The sequence below is a fragment of the Kitasatospora sp. NPDC056184 genome, assembly GCF_042268405.1.
Classification (GTDB): domain Bacteria; phylum Actinomycetota; class Actinomycetes; order Streptomycetales; family Streptomycetaceae; genus Kitasatospora.
Map to the genome: position 1 here is coordinate 167,414 of NZ_JBHJUI010000013.1, position 14,513 is coordinate 181,926.

15 protein-coding genes are annotated in these 14,513 nt (G+C 72.3%); 4 read left to right on the forward strand and 11 right to left on the reverse strand.

Going from position 1 to position 14,513, the window contains the following annotated elements; translation table 11 throughout:
- Positions 1–100 precede the first annotated feature (100 nt).
- From ACFC0B_RS25450 to ACFC0B_RS25460, 3 genes are read right to left on the reverse strand one after another with little or no spacing between them, the layout of a single operon-like run.
- The gene (locus ACFC0B_RS25450) at positions 101–1,369 is read right to left on the reverse strand and encodes an ATP-grasp domain-containing protein (RefSeq protein ID WP_376090040.1); all 1,269 of its coding nucleotides are present in this window, start codon (positions 1,367–1,369) and stop codon (positions 101–103) included.
- A gap of 56 nt (positions 1,370–1,425) precedes the next feature.
- Positions 1,426–2,553 (reverse strand): GNAT family N-acetyltransferase, encoded by a 1,128-nt coding sequence (locus ACFC0B_RS25455; protein ID WP_376090043.1) that lies wholly within the window; start codon positions 2,551–2,553, stop codon positions 1,426–1,428.
- Positions 2,554–2,585: 32 nt separating this feature from the next.
- Complete coding sequence (locus ACFC0B_RS25460) at positions 2,586–3,905, reverse strand: MFS transporter (protein ID WP_359817107.1); 1,320 nt, start codon at positions 3,903–3,905, stop codon at positions 2,586–2,588.
- 305 nt (positions 3,906–4,210) lie between these two features.
- Between ACFC0B_RS25460 and ACFC0B_RS25465 the strand changes: the two genes are divergently transcribed.
- Both ACFC0B_RS25465 and ACFC0B_RS25470 read left to right on the forward strand, forming a co-directional pair.
- A complete protein-coding gene (locus ACFC0B_RS25465; protein WP_359817105.1) occupies positions 4,211–4,678 on the forward strand; it encodes a hypothetical protein in 468 nt (155 codons plus the stop codon).
- A 154-nt stretch (positions 4,679–4,832) separates the two neighbouring features.
- Complete coding sequence (locus tag ACFC0B_RS25470; protein ID WP_376090047.1) at positions 4,833–5,108, forward strand: hypothetical protein; 276 nt, start codon at positions 4,833–4,835, stop codon at positions 5,106–5,108.
- Positions 5,109–5,171: 63 nt separating this feature from the next.
- Here ACFC0B_RS25470 and ACFC0B_RS25475 read toward each other — a convergent pair whose 3' ends face one another.
- From ACFC0B_RS25475 to ACFC0B_RS25510, 8 genes are all read right to left on the reverse strand, one after another.
- Positions 5,172–6,908: a relaxase/mobilization nuclease domain-containing protein gene (locus tag ACFC0B_RS25475; protein WP_376090050.1), complete on the reverse strand. Its 1,737-nt coding sequence runs from the start codon at positions 6,906–6,908 to the stop codon at positions 5,172–5,174.
- Positions 6,909–6,911: 3 nt separating this feature from the next.
- Positions 6,912–7,433 carry a hypothetical protein gene (locus tag ACFC0B_RS25480; RefSeq protein ID WP_376090333.1) on the reverse strand — a complete coding sequence of 174 codons (522 nt, stop codon included), beginning with the start codon at positions 7,431–7,433 and terminating at the stop codon, positions 6,912–6,914.
- Positions 7,434–7,568: 135 nt separating this feature from the next.
- Positions 7,569–7,793, reverse strand: coding sequence for a hypothetical protein (locus ACFC0B_RS25485; protein WP_376090053.1), 225 nt, complete (start codon positions 7,791–7,793; stop codon positions 7,569–7,571).
- A complete protein-coding gene (locus tag ACFC0B_RS25490; RefSeq protein ID WP_376090336.1) occupies positions 7,790–9,496 on the reverse strand; it encodes a DUF2637 domain-containing protein in 1,707 nt (568 codons plus the stop codon). Before ACFC0B_RS25490 ends, ACFC0B_RS25485 begins: the two co-directional genes overlap by 4 nt.
- 20 nt (positions 9,497–9,516) lie before the next feature.
- Positions 9,517–10,050, reverse strand: a complete 534-nt coding sequence (locus ACFC0B_RS25495; protein WP_376090056.1) for a WhiB family transcriptional regulator — start codon at positions 10,048–10,050, stop codon at positions 9,517–9,519.
- Positions 10,051–10,144: 94 nt separating this feature from the next.
- Positions 10,145–10,819 (reverse strand): DciA family protein, encoded by a 675-nt coding sequence (locus tag ACFC0B_RS25500; RefSeq protein WP_376090059.1) that lies wholly within the window; start codon positions 10,817–10,819, stop codon positions 10,145–10,147.
- Complete coding sequence (locus tag ACFC0B_RS25505) at positions 10,816–12,186, reverse strand: winged helix-turn-helix domain-containing protein (RefSeq protein WP_376090062.1); 1,371 nt, start codon at positions 12,184–12,186, stop codon at positions 10,816–10,818. The genes ACFC0B_RS25500 and ACFC0B_RS25505 overlap by 4 nt, the downstream gene beginning before the upstream one ends.
- A 247-nt stretch (positions 12,187–12,433) precedes the next feature.
- Positions 12,434–12,772 carry a hypothetical protein gene (locus ACFC0B_RS25510; protein ID WP_376090065.1) on the reverse strand — a complete coding sequence of 113 codons (339 nt, stop codon included), beginning with the start codon at positions 12,770–12,772 and terminating at the stop codon, positions 12,434–12,436.
- 371 nt (positions 12,773–13,143) lie between these two features.
- Between ACFC0B_RS25510 and ACFC0B_RS25515 the strand changes: the two genes are divergently transcribed.
- Both ACFC0B_RS25515 and ACFC0B_RS25520 read left to right on the forward strand, forming a co-directional pair.
- Complete coding sequence (locus ACFC0B_RS25515; RefSeq protein ID WP_376090068.1) at positions 13,144–13,566, forward strand: hypothetical protein; 423 nt, start codon at positions 13,144–13,146, stop codon at positions 13,564–13,566.
- Positions 13,567–13,893: 327 nt separating this feature from the next.
- Positions 13,894–14,502 carry a regulator component gene (locus tag ACFC0B_RS25520; protein ID WP_376090071.1) on the forward strand — a complete coding sequence of 203 codons (609 nt, stop codon included), beginning with the start codon at positions 13,894–13,896 and terminating at the stop codon, positions 14,500–14,502.
- Positions 14,503–14,513 lie beyond the last annotated feature (11 nt).

The window sequence follows — 14,513 nt, forward strand, 5'->3', positions numbered from 1 at the left end:
TCGGCTTGGGTGTGGGGGTGTCGGCGGCGCAGGCGAGCGGATACGGTCGCGGGGCGGGCCCGGCGCGAGCAGTGCGCCGGGCCCGCCGCCGTTCAGGTGGTCAGCCCTCGGTCGGGGCAGGGGCGACCGCGATGTCGAGCAGGCCCTCGGCGTGGGCGAGGTGCTCGTGGACCTGGGCGGCGTCGGCGCCGGTGACCACCAGGTGGCCCAGGCGCGCGGTGCCGAGGTCGCCGGCCGGGGGCAGGAGGACCTGCCGGCCCGGCTCGCACTCCCACACCAGGCGCTCCAGCCAGGCGGGGTTGCCCAGTTCGGGGCGGGGGCGGGCGGTGCGGACGGTGCCGGAGGTGGCCGGGTAGAGGAAGCGGACGCCGGCGGCGGCCGAGCGGCTGGGGGTGAGGTCGGGTTCGCGGCCGAGGGCGATGTCGGCCGCCGCGGCGGCGAGGTCGATGCCGGTGGCGAGCCGGACCAGGTGCCCGATGAGGTCTCCGCCGATGCGGCCGTTGACCTCGATCAAGCGGGGGCCGTCGGCGGTCAGGCGCATCTCGACGTGGGAGACGCCGGAGTTCATGCCGAGGGCGTCCAGGGCCGCCTCGGCGACCGGGCCGACCCGAGCGAGCAGCGGATCGCCGGCGGACACGACGTGGCCGATCTCCTCGAAGTGGGGCTCGGGCCCGAGCTCCTTGCGGGTGACGGCGACCGCGGTGGTGATGCCGTGCACCGTGACGCACTCCACCGAGATCTCGGGGCCGGCCAGGTACTCCTCGACGAGGATGCCGCTGCCCTCCTCGCCCTGGTCCTCGGCCCGGCCGCTGGCGTAGGCGAACGAGCCGGGCAGGTCGTCGGGGTTCTCCACCTTGATCACGCCGATGCTGCCCGCGTGCGCGCTCGGCTTCAGGACCACGGGGTATCCGATGCGGCGGGCCGCACGGGCTGCGGTCACCAGGGAGGTGACCCGGATCGACTGGGCGGATGGCACACCCTCCGACGCCCACACCGCCCGCGAGGCGGACTTGTTGCGGCAGGCCGCGGCGGTGGCCGAGGACTGGCCGGGCACGCCGAGGTCGGCGGCGAGCTGCGCGGCCGGCACCAGCGCGTACTCGTCCCACGTCAGCACACCCTTGACGGTGTGCCGCTCGGCGAGGCGGGCGACCACCCAGCGCAGCTGCTCCAGGTCGCCCAGGTGGGCCACCTCGTGGTCGCGGACGTAGTCCAGCTGCCAGGTCGGGTCGGTGGCGTTCACCAGGACCAGCGGGCTGCGGCTGGCGGCGGAGGCGAGGCAGTACGACCTGTACGCCCGGTCTCCCGAGCCCAGCACCAGGAGCACTCCCTCGTCGTGGATGTCGTTCGTCGGGGTGTCGGTGGGGGTCATGCTGGTCCTTCCGGTTCGTGGCGGCGAGGCGGGCTGGTCGGCGGGCACGGCGGTGTTCACCAGCGGGCCGCCGTCGGCAGGTGCGGGGCGGCCTGGTCGCCCAGGCGCTCGGACAGGCGCCGCAGCGCGCGTTCGGTGGCGGGCTGGTGGCCGATCAGGTGGACGACGGTGCGCAGGATGCGCGGTCGGTGGCCGAGGCGGGCCTTCGCGAGGTGGTTGGCGCGGCCGGCGTCGATGAGGATCGCGCCCTGGTCGATGGCCCAACGGGCGGACTCGCACATCAGCCAGGTGTAGGCGAGCGGGGCGAGCGGGTGGTCGTAGTCGAGGCCGGACGCCCAGAGGTAGAGGCAGCCGTCGTACAGCCAGCCGTAGATCCCGCCGACGAGGCGGCCGTCGTGGCGGGCGGCGAGCAGGACGGTGCCGGGTACGGCGAGCAGCTGCTCGAACATGTCGCTGCCGTAGAGCCGGGTGCCGTGGCGGTCGGCGGTGCCGGCGGCCAGCGGGGCGAAGGCGGGGACCATGTCGAGGATTCCGCGGCTGGTGGTGAGCGGGTCGAGGACGAGGCCGGCTTCGGTGCCGCGGCGCCAGCGGCGGCGGATGTCGCGGCGCTGGCGGGAGGGCATGCCCTGCCACCACTGATCGAGGGTCGGTCCGAGGGTGCGGGTCCAGGCGACGTCGGTGGCCAGGTCCAGGGCCTGGCTTGCACCGGCGGCGCGGGCGGCGGCGGTCAGCCGGTCGGCCTGGTCCTGGTCGAGGCCGGGGTGGACGAGGGCGCTGGCGCCGAGCCGGGCGGCGAGGTCGAGGCCGGCCCGGGTGGTGGCGGTGGCCATCGCGGCGGTCGCGGTGCCGGCCCCGCTGTACTCGGCGTGCGGGCTCCCGGCGTAGAGGACTCGGCCGGGCCACACCGGGGGGAGGCCGGCGTCGGTCTCCTGGCTCGTCCAGTACGGGGAGCCGTCCGCGGTGGTGAGGAAGAAGGAGACGGTCTCGGCGTTCCCGGTGGCAGGGTCGGCCAGGTGGAGGTGGTGGTGTTCCAGGATCCGCTCGGTGGTCAGCGTCGACCAGGCGCTCGCCCAGGCCCGGGTGCGGGAGGGGTGCGGTGCCCGCCGGGTGTCGGCCGGGGCGTCGTCGGGGTCTTCGTACCAGCGGGCGGTGACCTGGGGTACGTCGGTGCGGGGCAGGGTCATGCGGTGGCGGTCTCCGAGGGGTTGGGGGCGGGTCAGGCTGCTTCGGCTCGGTCGGCCTCGTCCTGGGCGGCGGGCTCGGCGGCCGGGTGTTCGTAGGTGTGACGGTGCTGGTGGAGGCCGATTAGGCAGAAGGCTGTGGCGACGGTGACGGCGACGGCACCGGCGAACAGAAGGGCGCGCACCCCGCCGGCGGGGACGACGGCGACCAGCAGGCCGGCCAGCGGGAGTGGGGCCAGGACGAGCAGGACGCAGACCGCCAAGGTCGCGCCGAAGCGCCGGGCGGGGATCAGGCGGGCGCGGGCGGTGCGCAGGGCGACCGTCGCGGCGCCTTCGGCGGCCATCAGGGTGGCGACCGCCGCGGTGTAGGTGGCGAGGGTCGGCGCGACGGCGGCACCGGCGGCGGCTGCGCAGGTGACGACGGAAGAGGTGAGGATCACGGGGAACAGGCCGTACCGGTCGATGGCCGGCTTCGCGGCGAGGACGGCCAGCAGGGAGGCACACGCCGCGACGCTCCACACCAGGCCGGTGGCGGCGGTGCTGTGGTGCAGGTCCCGGGTCACGGTGATCGGGGTGGACACCTGCAGGAGGCCGGACAGCAGGTTGGCGGCGGCAAGCGTGGCGACCAGCCAGGCGAGGGCCGGCGTGCCGAGCACGCCGTTCAGACCGCCGGCCAGGGCGTCGCGGGCCCGCTCACGGCGCTGCTCGGTGACCAGCCGAAGGCGCACGCGTGGGGTACGCATCACCAGCGCCATGGTGATGGTGACGGCGGACAGGATGGCCACGGTGGCCAACAGGAGTGCCGGACCGGCGAGCAGCAGCGCGCCGCCGATCAGCGGGCCCAGCAGGGCGGCACTCTGGTCGATCGCGGTGAATCGCGACTGCACCCGGTGCGCCTGGGCACCGGCTCGCCGGCTGGCTTCCGACCCGAGCGACTCGACCGCGAGGAAGCTGCCCTCGGCCAGCATGCCGGCCACCACGCCGAACAGAAGGACGACGGACACGCCAACTCCCAGGCTCATCCCCACCAGGGTGAGCAGGGCAGCCCCGGCGCGCGCCAGGCTGGTCGTCAGGACCGCGGTCTGCGGGCTGTGCCGGTCCACCAGCGGGCCGCCGAGGACGATCGCGGCGAGCCTGGGCAGCCACTCCAGCAGGAACGCCGCCCCGGTCCACATCACCGAGTGGGTGAGGGTGAGGACCAACAGCGGCACGGCATAGGTGATCACGGAACCCGCGAGGGCATCGGTGCCGCGCAATACGTAGCAGCGCAGCAGCCAGTCCCGGTCGCCCTGCGGTGCCCGGCGCTGGGCACGCTCGGCGCGGTCGCCGGGCTCCGGGTACGGGAAGACGGACATGCTGCTCCTGCTGGCGGTCGGCGGCTGGGTGGTGCGCCCGCCGACGGAGCATCGATCGCGTCCGTCGGCGGGCGGACAGCCAGACTCCGGGCTCGGCGGCCCGACGTATCGCGCCGATCTTGTGGTAGCGCGCGCCCGTCACCACCCCAGACGACCTGAGTCGACTTCCTGCTGCACAGGCTGTCGTCAGGCAGCACTACTTCCCCGCCCAGGCGTGAAGGGGGCCGGCACTTCGGTGCCGGCCCCCTTCACGCATTTCTGGGGCCGTGCGACAAGCGCCCGGCCCACCACGGACGGAGGACTTGATGGAGCACCACAACCTCGCGGAAGCGTTCGGAGCGGTCGCGGCCGTGCTCGGGGTCGGCCACGTGCTGGCCGACTACGTGTTGGGCCAGTCCGACTGGCAGGCCGCGCACAAGGGTGCCCCGAGCCGGGAGGAGGTCGCCGCCGGGGTCAGCCCCCGCCGTGGTTGGGGAGCCTGTCTGGCGCACTGCGTGAGCTATCACCTCGTGATGGCCGGCCTGTACGGCGCGCTCCGGCTCGTCGTACCGCTCCCCGTCACCGCGCTCGGCACGACAACCGCGGTGGCCTGGTCGTTCGCCACACACGCGATCTTGGACCGGCGCTGGCCCGTCCGGTGGATCCTTCGCCGCCTCGGCTCCGCCGGGTTCGCGGAACTGTGCTCCGGCGGACTCAACGGAGTGCACCTGGCCGACCAGGCTCTCCACCGGACTGCCTTGATCATCTCGGCCGTCCTGCTCGTACGGCTGTAGCCGAACCCGCCTCCAGTGCCACGGCCAGCTGGCCACCGCCGACCCGCCGTGGCCCGGGAGGGGCAGCACCGCGCGGGGCTGCCCCTCCTTCCCTACCCGCCTTTCCGCGACAACCACGCCGACCACGTCGTCGGCAGAACTCTGGAGGTAGACCTTGACGATCGACGGTGCCGACATGGACCAGCCCGACGACTACGAGCTGCTGGCGACGGGGGTCTGGATGGACGGGGAGGTAGTCCCGGCCGTGGTCCGGATCCAGCGGCCCAGCCTGCCCAGGCCGCTCCCCCCGCTCCCCGACCTGGGCAGGTGTGCCGGGACGCGGGACTGCATCAACGGCGAGTGCTACTGCGCCGAGCCGATGCTCGCCGACTTCATGTTCCCCGACGGTGACGGCCCGGACAGCTACGGCTGGACCAGCTGGGACGAGTAGCCAGGGGCTGCCCCGGGGCCGCTCCCTCGCGCAGGTCTGCGGAGGGAACGGCCCCGGGCGGGTTCACCGTCGGCTGTTGCGGGCCTGACGTCCGGGGGCGGGCGCCGGAGCCCCCGGACCTGCGGCCTTGGCCCGGATGCCGGTCGTCTCGGTCTTGGCCGAGGGCGCGGCCGACAGCTTCGCGATCCGGCGGACGCGCCAGACCATGACGGCGGTGACGGAGTCTGCGGTGCCGAGTTCGCGGCGGTTCCGGGCCTCCTCCAGGAGCGCGGCCGGGTCGTAGCCGGCAGCCTCCGCCTCGGCCAAGGTGGCGGCCAGCGCGTCCCAGTCGCTTCCGCCGTGCTCGCCGGCACCCGCGTCGGGCAGCTTCGCCCGGATCGCCGCGTCCTGGCGCTCGCGCACCGACGAAGGCAGCGAGCGGCCACGGGCTGCCATGGCCGCCATCGGGCGGGCGGCCACCGTGGCGTACGCCGCCCGCAGCTGCTCGGCCGCCGCGCTGGCGGCGGCGGCCTGCTGGGCGTGCGAGCGCGCGGAGTGCCACCGGGCGGAGGCGATGGCCAGCAGGATCAGGGCCGACAACAGCATGGCGGTCACACCGCCGTCCTCGCCCCGGTTCCCGGTGTAGCCGCTGCTGAGCATCTCGCGGGCAGCTGCTCGCACCGCCCGGTTGTCGGCCCGCTCGGCACGCACGTGGGAGCGCGATGCCCGCTCGAATGCCCTTGCCGCAGAGATGAGTTGGGCCCTGGTGTCGGCGGGTGCTCGCACCGCGACCACGTCGATGATCTCGATCGCACCGACGAGCTGCGCTGCTGCTTCCTCTTCGCTCCCTTCTTCGATGGTGCGAGTGGCGTCGTCCACGGCCGCTGCGGCTGCGCGCCGGGCCTGCGCCGCGCGGGAGCCGGGCGTGCGCTTCGCCCCCTCGGCTGATCCTCCCCGCTCGGCGCCGCGGTGGTCGACCAGCGGGGAGGCACCCAGCCGCTTTCGGATCCGCGGCAGGGAGAGGTCCGGGGCCAGTTTCGACCCGGAGTAGAGGACCGGATCACCTGCGGCGTTGCGGTCGTCGGGATCGGCGACGGAGTAGCCGAGCACGTCGCCAGACGGGCCGAGCTTGCGGTTCACCAGCAGGCCGGCGGACACCAACCGGTCGAAGAACTCCGCCTCGTCGGCGGCGCCCGCGACAGCCTGGCGGACCTTGTCGCGCAGCTGAAGGCGCACGGGCTCCGGGCGGCCGAGTCGCTCCGTCTTGTACAGCTCGGCGCTGGTCGGGCGCTCTGCGGCAGTGCCGTCGCCTTCCTTGAGTTGCCGCAGCCCCCATTCTTTTTCGATCTTGCGGCACTCGGCCTGGACCCGGTAGGCGTCACCGCGCAAGCGTGGCCGCTTCAGGTCGCCGCGGACGGTGGTGGCCATGATGTGGATGTGGTCGTCCGCGTGGCGCACCGCGATCCAGCGGCATCCGTCCGGGTCGCCCTCGGGCGCGATGCCGGCGACGTCCACCAGGCGGCGGGCAACCTGGGCCCATTCCTCGTCGCTGAGGTGGCGGTCGCCCGGAGCGGTGCGGACCGGGCAGTGCCACACGAACTTCTTCGGACGGCGGGCTCCCAGTTGGTTGACCCGCATCATCAGCACGCTGGAGAGCTGCATCAGGTTCGCGGCCGGATCGCGGCCGGGATCGGGGGCATACCCGTCCCAGGAAGCGACCAGGTGCGCGTCCTCGTGCTCTTCCCGCTTGCCGGGCCCGTACAAGTAGGCCAGCAACCCGTACGTGTTGGAGCCGAGTTCCTTGCCGACATCGGGTACCACCGCTCACCCGCCGACGAGCGCGGCAGCGGTGCGGTCTACGGTGCCCACCGCCTGGCGTACGGCGGCCAGGATCCCTTCGAGTTCACCTGGGCGCGGGTGGCCGCCGGCGTTGAGTTGGAAGGCGACCTGGTTCAGGTTGTTGCCGACGCGGGCCAGGTGCGCGCGGGCGGAGGCGAGTTCGTCGACCGTGCGGTCGAGCTGCTCTTGCGGGTCGTTGCCGGGGCTGACGGATCGGGCGGCGTTGAGGGCGCTTACGGCGAGGAAGCGGCCGACGGCCACGGCACGGCGGGCAGCGGCGGCGGCGATCTCGGCTTCTTCTTCGGCGTTGAGGCGGACGGTCAGCTTGCGGGCTCGGCTGTGCGGGTCGCGGTGACGTCGGCGAGCAGCACGCTCAGGGAAGGCGGGCTCGCTCGGCGCTGTGGCGTGCGGTGCGGTCGTGATCTTCTCCTCATCTGTTCCTTCTGGCGCCCCCCGGTGCCAGAGACCTGAGGACGAGTCGAGCGCCCCCGCTCGACTCGTCCTCAGGTCGCCCCGCCCCCCTTTGGGGCGGGGTAAGCGCCTAGGGCGGGCGTAAGCCCGGCATAGGCACTAGCTTGCTGCGCCGTAGGGGCCAAGCGGTCAGGCACCGAACTGCGGTATGCGGCAGGGACTTTGGCCAGCTCAGATGCTGGCACCCTCCAGTTCGAGCTTGGTGTCGAGGAGCACTCCGAGCCCGTAGTCCATGACCTCGATCGGGCCTTCGAGGACGACCTTGGGCCCGTGTGCGGTGCGGCGGACGAGCCAGCTCCCGTCGTTGGCGGCGGTGGCGGTGCGGACGAGGCGCTGTTCCAGGAGGAGGCGCATCAGAGCGTCGGGGGTGGTCTTCGGTGTGGTGGTGCTGGTCATGAACGTTTCCTCGGGAGCGAGTTGGGCGTGGGGCGGGATTGGTGTGCGACGGAGTTGGATGGGCGCGCGGAGCTGGGTGGGGAGGTCGGCGGAGGTTGGGCATCGGTGTCCTCGATCATCCGGAGCAACTTGCCCATGCGCTCGTTGCTGATGGAGTAGCCCTCGTCGCGGAGTCCAGCGGCCACAACCTCCCGGTTGGTCCGGCCGGCCCGAGCGGCGGCCTTTCGGGCAACAGGCACCAGCACCTCCAACTTCACCCGGGCCCGTCCGGTCGTCGGAACCGGACCGGACGAGCCCGACGCGGGAACCGGACCGGACGGACCCGGCACGGGAACCGGACCGGACGGACCCGACGCGGGAACCGGACCGGACGAGCCCGGCACGGGAACCGGACCGGACGGACCCGACGCGGGAACCGGACCGGACGGACCCGACGCGGGAACCGGACCGGACGGACCCGACGCGGGAACCGGACCGGACGAGCCCGACGCGGGAACCGGACCGGACGGACCCGACGCGGGAACCGGACCGGACGAGCCCGACGCGGGAACCGGACCGGACGGACCCGGCACGGGAACCGGACCGGACGAGCCCGACGCGGGAACCGGACCGGACGGACCCGACGCGGGAACCGGACCGGACGAGCCCGGCACGGGAACCGGACCGGACGGACCCGGCACGGGAACCGGACCGGACGGACCCGGCACGGGAACCGGACCGGACGAGCCCGGCACGGAGACCGGACCGGACGGACCCGACGCGGGAACCGGACCGGACGGACCCGGCACGGGAACCGGACCGGACGGACCCGGCACGGAGACCGGACCGGACGGACCCGGCACGGAGACCGGACCGGACGGACCCGGCACGGAGACCGGACCGGACGGACCCGGCACGGGAACCGGACCGGACGGACCCGGCACGGGAACCGGACCGGACGGACCCGGCACGGGAACCGGACCGGACGGACCCGGCACGGAGACCGGACCGGACGAGCCCGGCACGGAGACCGGACCGGACGAGCCCGGCACGGAGACCGGACCGGACGAGCCCGGCACGGAGACCGGACCGGACGGACCCGGCACGGAGACCGGACCGGACGGACCGCTGACCTGCCGAAGGCGTGTTTGGTCCGCAAGAGCCTGTGCGTGGTGGAGTTCCGGAGCATCGGACCGGGTTCGGCGGAGGCGGGTACGCCACCAGGACCGAATCTTTCCCGGATCGCCGGTCCGCTCCGCCTGGACCGACAACATCTCGCTGTCGTCCTCCGGGGCCGCCAACTCGCTGTCGGGCACGGTAGGAGCGTGCCGCGAGATCATGATGTAGAGGTGGGTGGCGCCGGCCAGCCCCAGTGGGGCGAGCGTGCTCAGTGCCCCGACCGCGGCGCTCTGCAGGTGGAACGCGCCGTGCGAGGGCCGCTGCTGGTTGAGGGTGATGGCGTGGAGCGCGTTCGCCCAGATGGAGACGCTGGTCGCTCCCGAGAAGAGGCTCCAGGTGTAGAGGCGAGCCGTCCATTTCGCCTCGCGGAGCAGGACGAGGGCGCGCACGCCATAGGCGATGAAGCCGTCCACGACCAGCGGGAAGGCGTAGGTCAGTGGCTCGCGGACCTGGATGGCCTCGGCCGTCTGCTGCAAGGCGTCGTAGGAGAGGCCGAAGCCGGCCGCGCCGAGCAGTCCGATTCCGGCGACGTCCCAGCCGGACATCTGTCGCGTGCGCGGCTCACTCACGCCGCCACCGCCGTGGCCGTCGGCGCGAAGGCGGCGGCGATGCGCTGTTCGCGCCGCAACAGGAAAGGCTGCTTCTCGAGCTGGGCGCGGGCCTCGCGCACTCGGGTGAGTGCGCGCTTGCGACCGATGCCGAGCACCGGGGCCCAGATCCGCAGGTCGAGGTCGAGGATGGCGGCGACCACGCAGACGCTGTGCTTCTCCTGCCGGGAGAGGTGGACCGGGCGGCCGTTGAGGGCGGCGACGACGCGGTCTTCCTCCCAGCGGCCGACGGTGCTGAGGCGGTGCAGCACGATCCGCTCGCTCTCGACGAGGCCGCCGCGGATCCCGTACCGGTCGTTGGTCTCCAGCGCTTCGGTGAGGCACTCGTCGCTGACGGGGCAGTTGCCGCACAGGGCCTTGGCGGCCCGGGTCTCTTCGGCCTGGTCGGGCAGGGGGTAGAAGGAGTCAGGGGCGCCGGTGCCGGCGCAGGCGGCGTGCTGCACCCAGGTGTTGTCGCGGCGGCGGGAGGCGATCGAGGTGATGGTGGACACGGGGTGGGTTCTCCGGGTGGGTCCGCGGGCAGGGCGCGGAGGTTCGAGGGGCGGGCCGACGCAACCGGGGGCGGTCGCGCCGGCCTGTCGGTGGCTAGCGCGGGCGGGGGCCGGAGAGACGGGGTGCCGTCTCCGGACCTCTGGCCAGCGTTCTGATCCGCCGGTCGACTGCCGGGCTCGTCCTGGAGTCCGCGGGTGCGCTCGGGCGGCTGGCCTGCAGCTGGGCCAGGGCCCGCAGGTAACCGGGCGAGGCGTCCTCCCGGGTCTTGATCTTGGGCTCCGGTGCGGGGGCGTCGTTGCGGGTGGCCGGTCGGGCGCCCGCTGTGGCGGGAGCTCGGTGGCCGCCCAGGACTCGGATGCTGCGCAGGATCGTTTCTCCATTGGCCTGGTTGAGCGTTGCGACGAGCGCCGGAGCGAGGGTGCGGACGTGCGTCGCGTAGGCCGGGGATTCGGCGCGGACGTCGAGGCGACCCGTCTGGTGGTCGAAGCTCACCGCGGTGACGTGGTTGGCGAGTTCGCCGACGGCGGCCGGCCACAGATCGAGCAGTCCGCCGCCGGCCAGCGGCTCCTGCCAGGCGTGCTGGACCATCAGGTCGGACAAGGCCGCACCGAGGCCCACCGGGTCGGCCCGGCCTCGCCTGGGCTCGGTCGTCCTCCCGGCGGCCTTGGCCTTCACCACGCTGTCGCCGCGCTTGGCGGCGTCGGCGCGGGCTCGGCGCAGGGCGAGGCGGGCGAGGTCGATCCCGATGGCGGGCTGGTGGTCGTTCATCGTGCTGTTCCCGTTCGGAGGTGGCTGGTGGTGGCGCGGAGGCGGAGGACCCGCTCGACGAGGTCTCGGCCGTAGATCTGCTCGGCCCGCTCCCGGCCGGCGATGGCCAGGGCCGAGGTGACCAGGGAAGGTCTGCCGCTGAGGTACTGGCGCCACGCCGTGGTGCGGGCTTCGCGGTGTTCCTCGCCGGTGGGCTGGCCGTCGAGGGCGACCAGCGGCTGGCGACCGATCTCCCGCGCTCTCGCCCAGGCGCCCTGGACGAGGGTTCGGACTGCGGTGCTGCGCGGCGCCTGCCAGGTGCCGGCCCACTCGGTGTGCCGGTCCCGGGTGGCCTGCGGGGAGTCGCGCCACCAGGCGACGATCGCCTCGCGCTTGGCCTCGGTGTCGTACAGCAGCTCGGCTCCGACCAGGCGGGCGGTGAGGAAGCCGACCGGGCGGTGGATCCGGGTGGCCGGGGTCCGCTGGGCGAGCACGGCGATGACCTGGTGGGCGGTCCACCCGGCGTCGGCGAGGTGGCGCACGGCCCAGGCGACCCGCGGGACCGGGCTGCCGCTGAGCCAGGTGACCTGCTGGACGAGTTCGAGGCCGAGCTGGTGGCGGCGACCGACCCGGTTCAGCCGCCGACAGGCCTTCCCTCCTCGATGCGTCTGCTGGTCGTTCCCGTTGCCGAAGTCGTTCTCAGAGGGGTTGTTGGTAGGTGTTGCAGGAGAGGACGTGACAGCACCGACCCCCATTGGGGTGCAACGTGAGGAGGCCGAGGAGGAACGGGAACCGGCCTTCCTGATGGTGCGCCGCTTGGTCCGTCGGACCGTTCGGGCGGCCTTCTTGCCCAGCTGGGCGAGGGCGCGACGGCCCTCGTCGGTGCCGACACCGACGACCTTGCGGATGAAGGACTCGGACTCGGTGGTCCGCAGGCCGATCTCCTCGTCGAACTTCGCGGGGATGGTGCGGACGAACTCGGAAGCCCGGCGGCCTACTTGGCGCACACGGCTGCCCTTCCTGGCGTAGCTGAGCAGGCCGCACTCGCGGAGGATGGACAGGTGGTACTGCACGGTGCGCTCGGAGAGCTTCAGCATCCGCACGAGGTAGTCGACGCCGGGTCTGCACGGGGTGAGCTGGGCGAGCATCTGGGCGATGCGGATCGTGGTGCGGCCGAAACGCGGGCCGTGGGAACGGGCCGGCGCGTGAGCCTGGGTGTCGCAGACCCAGTGGACGGCCTGCATCCACGTGTAGGTGTCCGGCGCGATCCGGCCGGTGGTGGTGGATATCCACTGGGCGGGGTCGGGGACATGCAGGCCGGGGCCGCCTGTCTCCGTCCTTGGGCTCTGCGCTTCGGGGGCGCAGGCGGGCAGGGGGGCACTGGGCACGGGAGTCCTGGTTTCGCGGGCACGGGCGGCCGACACCCAGGGGTTGTCGGGGCGCGGCGGCGGGTGCGGTGAACTCGGTGCGCGGCGGAAGAGGGCTTCGACGGCGCGTCACCGGTTGAGAGGGAGGCGCCGCGCTCGGGCGCGGCAGCACGGCCTCACCCCGTGGAGCGGGGCAGGGCTGGTCACCCGACGTCGCGGAGGTGGTGCCTCGTGGTCGCGGAGGTCGGGCCTTCGGGGTGGTACGGGGTCAGGCCGCCATCGGGGTGGCGTCGGCGCCCACGGCGGTCAGGCGCCCGGTAGCGAGGTCCAGCTCGTGGACGTTGCGGGGGTCGAGGCCGGGAAAGCGCTGGACGATCCAGCGGGCCGCGGCCTGTCGGTAGGCGACCGGCTGGCGCACGGCCCGACCCTGGGCGTCGAATAGGCCGGCGGTACGGGGGTGGCCGGCCGATCCGGTGCCCAGGCGGACGACGGCGACGTCGGGGGCGAGGAGACTGGAGAGGCTCTCGACGAAGGAGGCCGGGGCGGTGGCGATCTCGGTGCTGCTCGGTCGCGAGAGCGACCCGGCTGTACCCGTGTAGGTGGGCATGGGAGACTCCTGGGCAGGTGGAGCAGATCGGCCGCGTGGTGGAAACAGGCTGGCCGGCTGCTTCGGACGTGTTCCGCGGCCTCGGCGGGTGGCATCAGGGAGCTGGAATCTCCCGGAGGCCCGCCGAGGACGGCCCTTGGACGCGGTCCGCGCAGCGATCTGCCGCTCGTTCCCCCTCCGCCGATCACCGCGCCACAGGGCCAAGCACAGCCCCTGACCAGCCAATCGACAGTTAACTGTCCGTTGGGCGTGATCAACGTACACCAAAAAGTCGACCATGGGGATAGTTAACTGTCGATCGAGATGTGCATCTGAGCACCATCGGGCACTAAAGTGTCTGCGTGGGACGATCTGACACGGAGGGAGCGCCGATGACCGAGGCTGCGAGAGAGGGCGTGGCGCGGATCGCCGCGACCTTCAACTACCTGCTGGACCACCGCCACCCCCAGGGGCGAGGACCCTACTCGATCCCCGAGGTGGCCTCCGGGACGAAGGTCAGCGAGAGCACCCTGAAGCAGATGAAGGCCGGCACGAACGACAACCCGAAGATCAACACCCTGGTTGCGGTCGCGCAGTTCTTCGACGTGCCTCCGGACATCTGGGTGACCGACAAGCCGCTGGACGAGGTCCTGATCGACCGCGACCTCCACAACGCCATGCGGGACGCCGGCATCGAGTCGATCGCACTGCGCAGCAGGGACCTGACTCCGGCGAACCGCAAGCTGGTCGCGGACATGATCACGGTGGCGCGCAAGTCCCAGGGCCTGGACCCCGGGGAGCCGAGCGCCTCCTGACCCCCGCCTGCACGCCCCTCGGGGCGATTCATTTTTCAACGGAATCTATGCGCATAGACTCGACCGTCGAGCCTGTGCGCATTTCCATCTCCGCCGCACCATTCAGAAATACGAGCAGGCCGGGGGGCACTCTGGAGAAATGAGACGCAGATCACGACGCCATTTGACATGGGCACGAGAACTCACTTTCGGTGATGAAATAACACCCCGTCATCCACTGCAGCCCCGAGATCTCGCGCATTCCAATCGGGCACATGATGCGCATCAGCACGTTCCGTGACGACGTGAAACAAGCGCCGAGCAACTCGGTACGCCCCCCTTCGCCGCATGAAGATCATTAACAAAAACGATCTTCATGCGTATGTCTACGATCATCCCCGTCACGACCGCGGTGCGGGCCGTCGCCATGAGTGCAGATCGGCCTCAAGATCGTTTCAGGAGGGGATTGTGTATGCGGCCTGCGAGGACCGCCTCAACGACCTCCTCCCTCTGCTGCCTCACCGCTTCACCGAGTACGAGCTGGTCGAGGCAGTCTCCACGCTGATCGGCCGCCCCATTATCGTGGAGCCGCGCGACATGAAGGGAAATTTCGCCTGCGGCCTCCGGGAAAGGTATTCGGACCGCGAGGTCATCTCCTATGAGATAACCGCGTCACCACTTCACCGAATCCAGATCATCGCCCATGAACTCGGCCACATCCTCTGCCGCCATCCGGGCTCGATCAGGCTCGCCGACATTCCGTCGGACGAGGAATTGGCCGACTCCACCGATTGGTCGATCCTCGGAATTTCGGCCCGCACGTCCTATGAGACGGAGGACGAGCAGGAGGCCGAGCTGATGGCATCCCTCATCATCCAGCGGATGTATCGCGCGACCGTGATGCCCGCACAGCGCCCCACCGCCGCCGACGAGCGGTGGGGCGCGATGTTCACCTGACTGAAAGAACC

Bases quoted from the DNA above. Each gene is read 5' to 3' on its own strand.
- ACFC0B_RS25455 (WP_376090043.1), bottom strand. From the start codon at position 2,553: ATGACCCTGCCCCGCACCGACGTACCCCAGGTCACCGCCCGCTGGTAC.
- ACFC0B_RS25465 (WP_359817105.1), top strand. From the start codon at position 4,211: ATGGAGCACCACAACCTCGCGGAAGCGTTCGGAGCGGTCGCGGCCGTG.
- ACFC0B_RS25500 (WP_376090059.1), bottom strand. From the start codon at position 10,819: ATGAACGACCACCAGCCCGCCATCGGGATCGACCTCGCCCGCCTCGCC.
- ACFC0B_RS25510 (WP_376090065.1), bottom strand. From the start codon at position 12,772: ATGCCCACCTACACGGGTACAGCCGGGTCGCTCTCGCGACCGAGCAGC.
- ACFC0B_RS25515 (WP_376090068.1), top strand. From the start codon at position 13,144: ATGACCGAGGCTGCGAGAGAGGGCGTGGCGCGGATCGCCGCGACCTTC.
- ACFC0B_RS25520 (WP_376090071.1), top strand. From the start codon at position 13,894: ATGAAGATCATTAACAAAAACGATCTTCATGCGTATGTCTACGATCAT.
- ACFC0B_RS25450 (WP_376090040.1), bottom strand. From the start codon at position 1,369: ATGACCCCCACCGACACCCCGACGAACGACATCCACGACGAGGGAGTG.
- ACFC0B_RS25460 (WP_359817107.1), bottom strand. From the start codon at position 3,905: ATGTCCGTCTTCCCGTACCCGGAGCCCGGCGACCGCGCCGAGCGTGCC.
- ACFC0B_RS25485 (WP_376090053.1), bottom strand. From the start codon at position 7,793: ATGACCAGCACCACCACACCGAAGACCACCCCCGACGCTCTGATGCGC.
- ACFC0B_RS25490 (WP_376090336.1), bottom strand. From the start codon at position 9,496: ATGTCCGGCTGGGACGTCGCCGGAATCGGACTGCTCGGCGCGGCCGGC.